Source organism: Actinomycetota bacterium, from assembly GCA_035540895.1.
Lineage (GTDB): Bacteria > Actinomycetota > JAICYB01 > JAICYB01 > JAICYB01 > DATLFR01.
Map to the genome: position 1 here is coordinate 1 of DATLFR010000114.1, position 8,382 is coordinate 8,382.

Sequence of the window (8,382 nt, forward strand, 5' to 3'; positions counted from 1 at the left end):
CTCTCGGCCCGCCCCCTGCGATCCGCGACCCCGTAGGGGCCCGGGTTTGTCCCTCCCGTCCGGGCGGTAAGGACCGTCCGACGAGGAGGTAGACCATGGACGAGCGCGAGGACCCGAAGACCGAGCAGCACGAGGAGGTCGAGGGGTCGGAGGACCAGGACACCGGCAACGTCGTGAAGCCGGACGGTCCGGAGCTGGCTCAGCGGGACCCGGAGAGCGAGAAGATCGCGCAGAAGGCGCATACGGGCCCGATGGGGGACATGAAGCGCCCCGCCGGCGAGATGCGGTCGAACTTCCAGCGCCGCAAGGGCGGCTAGGGCCGGCGTCCGGCGAGGACCCTGGTGTAGCGCAGCTCCCCCCGGTGGCTGCGCGTCTCCGCGAACCCGGCCCGGGTCATCCACCCCTTCACGGTCCGGACGTCGGAAGGGTGAAGCTCGAACAGGAGCCACCCGCCGGACCGCAGCCACGTGGGAGCCTCTTCGACCACCCGGTCCACCAACCGCAGCCCGTCCGGGGAGTTGTCGGTGAGGCTCATCACCGGCTCGTACGCGCGGATCTCGACCGGGAGCAGCTTCACCTCGTGCCGCGGCACGTAGGGCGGGTGCATCGTGATCAGGTCCACCCTCCCCCCGATAGCCTTCGGTAGCGGGGCGAACAGGTCCCCCCGGTGGAAGGACACGTTCGATAGCCCCAGCTGGCGGGCGTTGATGCGGGCCTGCTTCACCGCGTGGGCCGACAGGTCCGCTCCGTGCACCTCGGCGTGACGGACCGCGTGCGCCACGGCGAGCGCCACGGGGCCGACCCCCGTCGCGAGGTCGACGGCGACCGGCTGACGGCGCCGCGAGAGACGGCGGATGGCAGACGCGGCCAGGAACTCGCTCGTCGCCCGCGGGATGAACGCCTCCCTGCGCACGCCGATCCTGAGGTCGCGGAACTCCATGTAGCCGACGATGTAGGCGAGCGGCTCGCCGGCCGCGCGACGGGAGACGAGCCGGCGGTACCGACGGACATCGCCGGCGCCGACCTCGTCGTCGTCGTCGGGCTCGGCTCCCAGCACGTGCGTCAACAGCTCGATCGCGTGCTCGCGCGGCTCCCCCGACCAGTTGAAGGTCGCCTGCGTGGAGTCGAGGAGCGCGCGCCGGCCCTCGTCGATCAGGTCGGCTGCTCTCATGGCAGGCGATGCTACCGGCTGGGCTCCCGCGGGTGCGCGATCTGGACCGGCGACCGTCAGAACCCGGCGAACGCGCGGGCTATCGAGATGACCGCCGGACCGATGATGACGATCCCCAGCGCCGGGAAGATCCCCAGGAGCAGGGGGACGAGCAGCTTGACCGGGGTCTTCGCGGCCGTCTCGCGGGCGCGCATCCGACGGAGCATCCGCATCTCGCCCGCCTGCGCCTTCAACACTTCCGCGAGCGGGGTCCCGAGTGCGTCCGCCTGCGCGAGCGTGAGCGCGAAGGTCGAGAGCTCGGTTACGTCGGTCCGCTCCCGCAGGTTCGCGAGCGCCTCCCGGCGCGACGCCCCCAGCTGCACCTCCTGGAGGAACCGGTGCAGCTCCTCGCCGAGGGGGCCGGGGAGCTTGCGCGCGACGAGCTCGATGGCGGCCTCCAGGCCGAGGCCCGCTCCCACGGCGATGGCGAGCAGGTCGAGCGTCTCCGGCAGCGCGCGGCGGATCTGCGCCTGCCGCGAATCGGCCCGCCGGGCCATCCACAGGTCGGGAACGAAGAACGCGATGGCGGCGACGAGGGCGCCCCAGGCCACCGACCCGCCGACCGCTCCTCCGGCGACGGCGCCCACGGCGGCGAACGCGAGGAAGGCGACGACGGCGAAGAGCGCCTTGGCGGACAGCACCCCCTCCACCCCCCAGCGGCCCATGCCGGCGAGCATCGCGTTGCGCCGCATCCGCTCCAGCCAGAACGCGGGGGTCACCCGGCGCGCCGCCCCCTGGAGGGTGGCCGCGGCCGGCCCCAGGACCCGCTCGGCGAACGGGCGCGAGAGCTCCGCGCGCCAAGTGTCGGGCGCGTCGTCGAGCAGGGCCTCCAGGGTCTCGTCGCCGACCCGGCCCGCGCTGACCGCGCGGCCGACGCCGACGACCACGGCTCCGAGACCTGCAGCGACGGTCAGAGAGGAGAACAGGACGATCGTGTTCATCTCACACCTCCACCCGGACGATGCGACGCATCCACAGCGAACCGACGACTATCCCCGTCGCGGCCACGACGAGCATCAGCCGTCCCGGCCCCGTCTCGAACAGCGGCGCGATGTAGGAGGCGCGGAAGACCGCGAAGAACGCTCCGACCCCGATCGGCAGCGCGGTCAGCACGCGCGCCGATAGCCGGGCCTCCGCCGACAGAGCCCTCACCTCACCCCGGATCTCCAACCGCTGGCGCATGAACTCGGCCAGGATCCGCAGGGTGTCCGCGAGCCGCCCTCCCGTGGCGTGCTGGATGCGGATCGCTTCGACGGTCCAGTCGAGGTCGCGGGAGCCGGCGCGTGCGGCCATGGCCTCCATCGCCTCCATGAGCGGACGTCCGACCCTCGTCTCGGCGACGACGCGGGCGAACTCGTCGGAGAGCGGAGGGTCGCCCTCTTCGACCACGAGCTCCATCGCGTGCAGGACCGAGGCTCCCGAGTCGAGCGACCCGGCCAGGAGCTGCAGGACGGTCGGGAGCTGGTCGTCGATCCGGCGGATCCGGCGCCGCCCCTTCGCGTGGAGGTACCACACCGACCCGAGCGGGACCCCGGTCGCGACGCAGACCCCGACCAAGGTCGACCCCAGGACGAGGGCGCAGACGAGTCCCCCCGCTGCCGCGGCCGCCGCCGAGACGGCCGCGTACTCGCCGGGACGCAGCGCCCACCCGGCCTGTCCGAGCATCTGGCGGACGCGGTCCCGGTACGCGGTCCGCGACATGGCGCGGTCGGCGACCGCGCCGGCCCGGGCGACCAGCTCGGAGAGGCGCTGCGGGTCCGCGTCGGGCGCGGCCATCTCGATCTCGAGGATCTCCTCGAGGGTCTCGCGGCGGGTCCGGTCGCGCGTGGCGAGCCCGTACGACACGAGGACGATGCCGGCGCAGATCAGCAGGGCGGAGAAGGTGAGGGTCATGGTCATGCCCTCCTCCCCTCGGACCTCAGCAGGGAGCCGCTGCCCCGGAAGAGCTTCGCGGGGAGATCGACCCCGTTCGTCCGCAGCGTCTCGGCGACCCGGGGGCGCAGTCCGGTCGAGACCAGCCGTCCCGTCGACATCGCCGAGCCCCGCCCGCCCGAGGCGAACGCGAACCTGAAGACGTCCTGCATCGTGATCGTGTCCGACTCCATGCCCTGGATCTCGCTGATGTGGGTGATCCGGCGGGAGCCGTCGCCGAAGCGGTCGAGGTGGACGACCACATCGAGCGCCGACGCGATCTGCGAGCGGATCGCCCGGACCGGCAGGTCGTAGCCGGCCATGAGCACCATCGTCTCCAGCCGGGACAGGGCGTCGCGCGGGGTGTTGCAGTGCACCGTGGTCAGCGAGCCCTCGTGTCCGGTGTTCATCGCCTGGAGCATGTCGAGCGCCTCGGCTCCCCGGCACTCGCCGACGATGATGCGGTCGGGCCGCATGCGCAGCGCGTTGCGGACGAGGTCGCGGATCGTCACCGTCCCGGTCCCCTCGACGTTGGGGGGCCGCGACTCGAGGGAGACGACGTGCGGCTGGTGCAGCCTGAGCTCGGCCGAGTCCTCGATCGTGATGATGCGCTCGCCCTCGGGGACGAAGGCGGAGAGCACGTTCAGGGTCGTCGTCTTGCCGGTCCCCGTCCCCCCGGTGACGAGGACGTTGAGCTTCCCCCGCACGCAGGCCTCGAGGAACTCGGTCGCCTCCACCGTCAGCGTCCCGAACGAGATCAGGTCCTTCACCTCGTAGGGCGTCTCCGGGAAGCGGCGGATGGTGAGAGCCGGTCCGTTCACCGCCACCGGCGGGATCACCGCGTTCGCGCGGGACCCGTCCGGGAGCCGGGCATCCACCATCGGCGACGATTCGTCGATGCGACGCCCGGCCGAGGCCACGATGCGCTCGATCACCTGCCGGAACTGTGACTCGTCGATGAACGCCGCGGCGGTCCGCTCGATGCGGCCGGCCCGCTCCACCCAGATCTCGTCGTGGGCGTTGCACATCACCTCGGTGACGGCTGGATCGGCCAGCAGCGGGTCGAGCGGCCCGTACCCCAGCAGGTCGGCCGCCACCTCGGCCACGAAGCGGCTGCGCTGCGACGCCGGGACCCTCACGTCGGCCTTGCGCAGCGCCTCGTCGAGGTTCCTGGAGACAACGGTCTTCAGGTCTTCGCCGCTGCGGCCCAGGGTGGACAGCTTCGGGCCGAGGTCCTCGAGCAGCGTGTCGCGGACCCGGCGCTTCATCAGACCCCAGTCGTCCGGGCGGGAGGCGGTCCGGCGCCGGGACCCCTTCGGCCCCTGCGTCTTCGCCTCTGCCCGTTCCACGCGTTCGGACAGTCTCATGACCTGGCTCCTTTCCTCCTGAGCAGCCGCCCCAGCCACCGACGTCGCGGGGCGGGCGCGGGGCTGGCCCAAGGGAGGGTCACTCCCTCGACGGGCGGGACGATGCGGCGGGCTCCCTCCACGAAGCGCTGCGAGATGGCGGCGTCCGGGTCGCTGCGCAGGACCGGTTGGCCCGCGTTGATGGAGCGGGTCACCTCCGGCGCGTAGGGCAGGACGGACGAGAAGTCGTAGATCCGCAGGACCTGCTCGAGGTCGATCCCCGTCCCGGGTTGCTCCTTGTTCAGGACGAGCGACACGTCGGACGTCTCGAGCTTCAACCTGTCCAGGGTCTGCAGGAACACCTTCAGGTTCTTCAGGGAGGGGATGTCCATCGTGGCCAGCACGTGCAGCGACTCGGACCGGTCGAACGCGGCCAGCACGACCTCGTTCAGCGACGGGGGCGTGTCGACCACGATGTGGTCGTACCGGGCCCGGGCGGCTTCGATGACCTCGGTCGCCTCCCGCGGGCCGACGCGCTCGGCCGAGACGGGGTCGGTCGGCGCGCAGAGCACGTCGAACCCCGCCCCGTGGGAGACGATGTGCTCGTCGAGATCGGCCGTGACGTCGCCCCCCTCCACGAGCTCGGCGATCGTCCTGCGCGGCTTGATCCGCAGCGAGACCGAGACCTCGCCGAACTGCAGGTCGAGGTCGAGGAGCAGGACACGTCCGCGCGTGGCCGTCGCCAGGTACGCGGCGAGGTTCACCGCGTAGAACGTCTTGCCGCACCCACCGGAGGCCGATGCGACCGTGTACACGTGCGCGGCCCGCGTCGGGGTCGCCGTCTGCGAGACGGGAGCGTCCCTCAGCTCGCCGGCCACCTCCAGCGCGCGCTGCAACGCGCCCCGGAGCTTGGCCTGGCCGGCCGGCAGGTGGACGACCTCGTTCGCGCCGCACGACGCCACCTGCTCGGGGCTGATCGGTCGACCGTTGGCCGCGAGGAGGACGACCCGCCGCGGGTCGTCGCGGTGGATCCGCGCCAGGCGCCGCAGCCCGGTCGGCGTCGTCTCCTCGGGAGCCGCTACGACGACGTCGGGACCCGACCGAGACGCCACCTCGACCGCGCGCGTCGGACGGGTCACCCGCGTGACGGCCGGCTGGGGCTCGAGCCGGGCGGCGGCCCGGGCGATATCGGCGGTGAAGCCGCCGTACCGGTCCACGACCATGACCTTGCGACGCGGCGAGGTCATCGTCGTCACCCGATCACGCTCTGGGCGGTCGCGCCCGTCGTGGAGGCCGGTCCGTCGCCGGCGTGGACGAGGCCCAGCCACAGCGACGCGTTCTCCTTCGCGAAGATGAGCTGCTCGGCGTCCGCGGGCGTCACCGCCACCGTGATCAGAAGTTCCCCGGACGACTCGGCTCCCGTGCGGGAGGCGACCTCCGACGCAGAGCGGTTCTGGAGCACCTGCACGTTGCTGAGGATCAGCTTCGTGACCGTGGCGGGGCGGACGTCGGCGGCCCCCTTGAACGAGGCGAACACGTTGACGAGGTCGCCCGGCTGCACGAAGCGGGCCACGCCCTGGGGGGCTCCCACGTTGATCGTGACCGCGTTGTGTCCGGGCGGGATACCGAGCCCTCCGGCGGGCGCGTGGTCCGACGCGCCGAAGGCGGCGGTGGTGACGACCTCGCCCGCCGAGATCGCCCGGACTGCCGTGCGTCCCGCGAGCTGATCGCGCGATGTGACCGCCGAGGCCGGTCGGACGTCGGCCGGCACCTCCTTCTCGGCGACGGATGCGTCCTCCCACTTCGCCCCGGCCGGGATGTCCGACGTGGCGACGAACGCGGACACCGCGTCCCTCCCTCCCGTCTGGCCCTGCACCGAGCGCGCGTACGCGAACACGGTGAGCGCGCCGATGAGCGCCGTGACCACACCGGCCGCGATGATGGTCGTCGAGCGGGTCTTCATATCCTCTCCTCTCACTCCTGCCGTCCCCGTGCGGAGACGGTCACCGATGTCTCTTCCGGCAGGATCCCGCGGCCGCCGAATGCGGCGGCCACCGTGTTCGCCACCGAGGCCAAGGGCCCGTAGCTGACCCCGTGGGTGACCGTGACCGTTATCGCCTCGCCCGGGAGCGCCCCCGCCGGCTCGGGGTCGACGGTCACGGAGTCGAGCTCCAAGGGCGAGGCCGCCTCCCGGACGAAGTCCTGCACCTCGGTCGTGGTCGGTCGCCGGGTCAGGCCGACGGACGACTGCCGGGGGTGCGTGTCGACCCGGGTCGCGTACCGGATACCGGCCGAGGCCGCCCGCGACATGGACATGTACCGCCACCCGGCCTCGAGGGAGGGGACGGCCACGGTCAGCACGAGGAGCAGGATCGGCACGACCCAGGCGAGCTCGACGGCCGAGGCTCCGTCCTCGCGGCGCAGCTCCGTCAGCACGGTCACTCCCTCCTCGCTCTCGCGCTGACCGACAGGACGAGGTCGCCCTCGTGGTGAGGGCCCGTCCCCTCGCCTCCGGACCCGGTCGCCCCCAGGGCGTTGAGGACGCGCCCGAACGGGTTGGGGAACGGGCAGTCGAGCTCGAGCGTGAGCGGGTCGTTGGCCCCCGTCTCGCCGGACACGCTCGTGGTGCACGCATCCGCGGAGAAGAACGGGGTGCGCGCCTCGATCCTCTGCGCCACCTCGGCATCCGTGGGGTAGACGCCGTGGACCGGATCGGTCGGGATGGAGGCGAAACGCGCTCCCACGTTGGCGGCGTGGTTGAGGGACAGGAAGGCAGCGGTCGTGAGTAGCGCGTAGACGATCCCGAGGACGAGCAGCAGCAGGACCGGGAGGGCGACGGCCATCTCGACCATCTCGGCTCCCGCCTCTTCGTCGCGGATCCGGTGGACGGTCATGGCGTCACCGCACGAGGGTGGCTCGGAAGACGCCGTAGGCGTTGGCGGCGGAGACGGTGGCCGCCCGGTACTCGCCGTCGGAGGTGCGCCTCATCACGACGAGGGCGGCGTCGACGATGGGGACCTGGGTCGCCGCCACCGGGTTCATCAGCGCGTCGACCGTGACCCCGATCAGCAAGAAGGCCTCCCCGGCCAGCGAACCCGGGTCGTTCGGGTCCGGTTCAGGGATCGCCGTCCGGTCGGAGGCCTTGCGGGCGGCGGTCACCGCGGCCTCGGCGATCTCGAGCGCGGTCGGAGCGGGTCCGTTCGGCGGGTCGTAGATGTCGCGCAGGTCCTGGCGTGGGTTGGCCAGCAGGTTGCGGCACGGGAGCCCGTACGTCCCCATCAGGGTGTTGAGGCGCGCGTCGGCGTCGTCCAGGGCCGCGATCAGCTTCTGCTGGGAGGTCCGCAGTGCCAGGTTGAGGTTGACGGGCTCGGTGATCACGTCGACGGGGTCGGCCAGCCCGGCGTCGATGCGAAGCCTCTGCGACGGGACGATCGGCACGACCACCGCGTTCTTGAACCGCCGGTACGCGGTCGCGGTCGTGTGCATCGTCCCGCCGCTGGTGTTCGTGATGAGCGGGAGCAGGGGCGGTGCGATCCAGGAGCGGACGTCCACGCGCATCCGCGGCGTGAAGGCGGCCGGGAGCACCGCGTCCAGGTCGATGCGGACGACCGAGTCGACCGCCCTCTGGACGTCGGAGACCGTCGGATCCAGCACCCCTCCGAGGAGACCGGGGGTGGGGGGGAGCAGGTTGGCCGCGCCCACGCGGGTGACGAGCTGGTTCGCGCAGTCCACCGGGGTGGTCGCGAACGGGTTCGGCTCGATCGCCGGGTGGACCCGCTCGTCGGCGCAGACGGTCGGCTGGGTCTGGGTGGGCGGCTCGAGCAGGTCGGGGTCGCCGAGCGCGGAGACGAGCACGGCCGACCCCTCCCCGAGGGCGCCGGACCCGACCGCGCAGGCCACGGAGCGGGGGTCGGG

10 protein-coding genes are annotated in these 8,382 nt (G+C 72.4%); 1 reads left to right on the forward strand and 9 read right to left on the reverse strand.

Annotation, left to right across the window (positions count from 1 at the left end; all coding sequences use genetic code 11):
• Nucleotides 1–95 precede the first annotated feature (95 nt).
• A complete protein-coding gene (locus VM840_06510; GenBank protein HVL81225.1) occupies nucleotides 96–317 on the forward strand; it encodes a hypothetical protein in 222 nt (73 codons plus the stop codon).
• Here the strand turns inward: VM840_06510 and VM840_06515 are convergent.
• The 9 genes from VM840_06515 to VM840_06555 all read right to left on the reverse strand — a co-directional run.
• On the reverse strand, nucleotides 314–1,171 hold the full coding sequence (locus tag VM840_06515) for a HemK/PrmC family methyltransferase (protein HVL81226.1): 858 nt from the start codon (nucleotides 1,169–1,171) through the stop codon (nucleotides 314–316). The two genes, VM840_06510 and VM840_06515, sit on opposite strands and share 4 nt — an antisense overlap.
• A gap of 56 nt (nucleotides 1,172–1,227) precedes the next feature.
• Nucleotides 1,228–2,151, reverse strand: a complete 924-nt coding sequence (locus VM840_06520) for a type II secretion system F family protein (protein ID HVL81227.1) — start codon at nucleotides 2,149–2,151, stop codon at nucleotides 1,228–1,230.
• A 1-nt stretch (nucleotide 2,152) separates the two neighbouring features.
• On the reverse strand, nucleotides 2,153–3,109 hold the full coding sequence (locus tag VM840_06525) for a type II secretion system F family protein (protein ID HVL81228.1): 957 nt from the start codon (nucleotides 3,107–3,109) through the stop codon (nucleotides 2,153–2,155).
• Nucleotides 3,106–4,488 carry a CpaF family protein gene (locus VM840_06530; GenBank protein ID HVL81229.1) on the reverse strand — a complete coding sequence of 461 codons (1,383 nt, stop codon included), beginning with the start codon at nucleotides 4,486–4,488 and terminating at the stop codon, nucleotides 3,106–3,108. The genes VM840_06525 and VM840_06530 overlap by 4 nt, the downstream gene beginning before the upstream one ends.
• Nucleotides 4,485–5,714 carry an AAA family ATPase gene (locus tag VM840_06535; GenBank protein ID HVL81230.1) on the reverse strand — a complete coding sequence of 410 codons (1,230 nt, stop codon included), beginning with the start codon at nucleotides 5,712–5,714 and terminating at the stop codon, nucleotides 4,485–4,487. The genes VM840_06530 and VM840_06535 overlap by 4 nt, the downstream gene beginning before the upstream one ends.
• 5 nt (nucleotides 5,715–5,719) lie before the next feature.
• Nucleotides 5,720–6,430 carry a Flp pilus assembly protein CpaB gene (gene cpaB / locus VM840_06540; protein ID HVL81231.1) on the reverse strand — a complete coding sequence of 237 codons (711 nt, stop codon included), beginning with the start codon at nucleotides 6,428–6,430 and terminating at the stop codon, nucleotides 5,720–5,722.
• A gap of 11 nt (nucleotides 6,431–6,441) precedes the next feature.
• The gene (locus tag VM840_06545; GenBank protein HVL81232.1) at nucleotides 6,442–6,909 is read right to left on the reverse strand and encodes a hypothetical protein; all 468 of its coding nucleotides are present in this window, start codon (nucleotides 6,907–6,909) and stop codon (nucleotides 6,442–6,444) included.
• Entirely contained in the window at nucleotides 6,906–7,361 is a 456-nt protein-coding gene (locus VM840_06550) for a TadE/TadG family type IV pilus assembly protein (GenBank protein ID HVL81233.1), read from the reverse strand. The genes VM840_06545 and VM840_06550 overlap by 4 nt, the downstream gene beginning before the upstream one ends.
• Nucleotides 7,362–7,365: 4 nt before the next feature.
• A partial coding sequence (locus VM840_06555) for a hypothetical protein (GenBank protein ID HVL81234.1) occupies nucleotides 7,366–8,382 on the reverse strand: 1,017 nt, incomplete at its 5' end.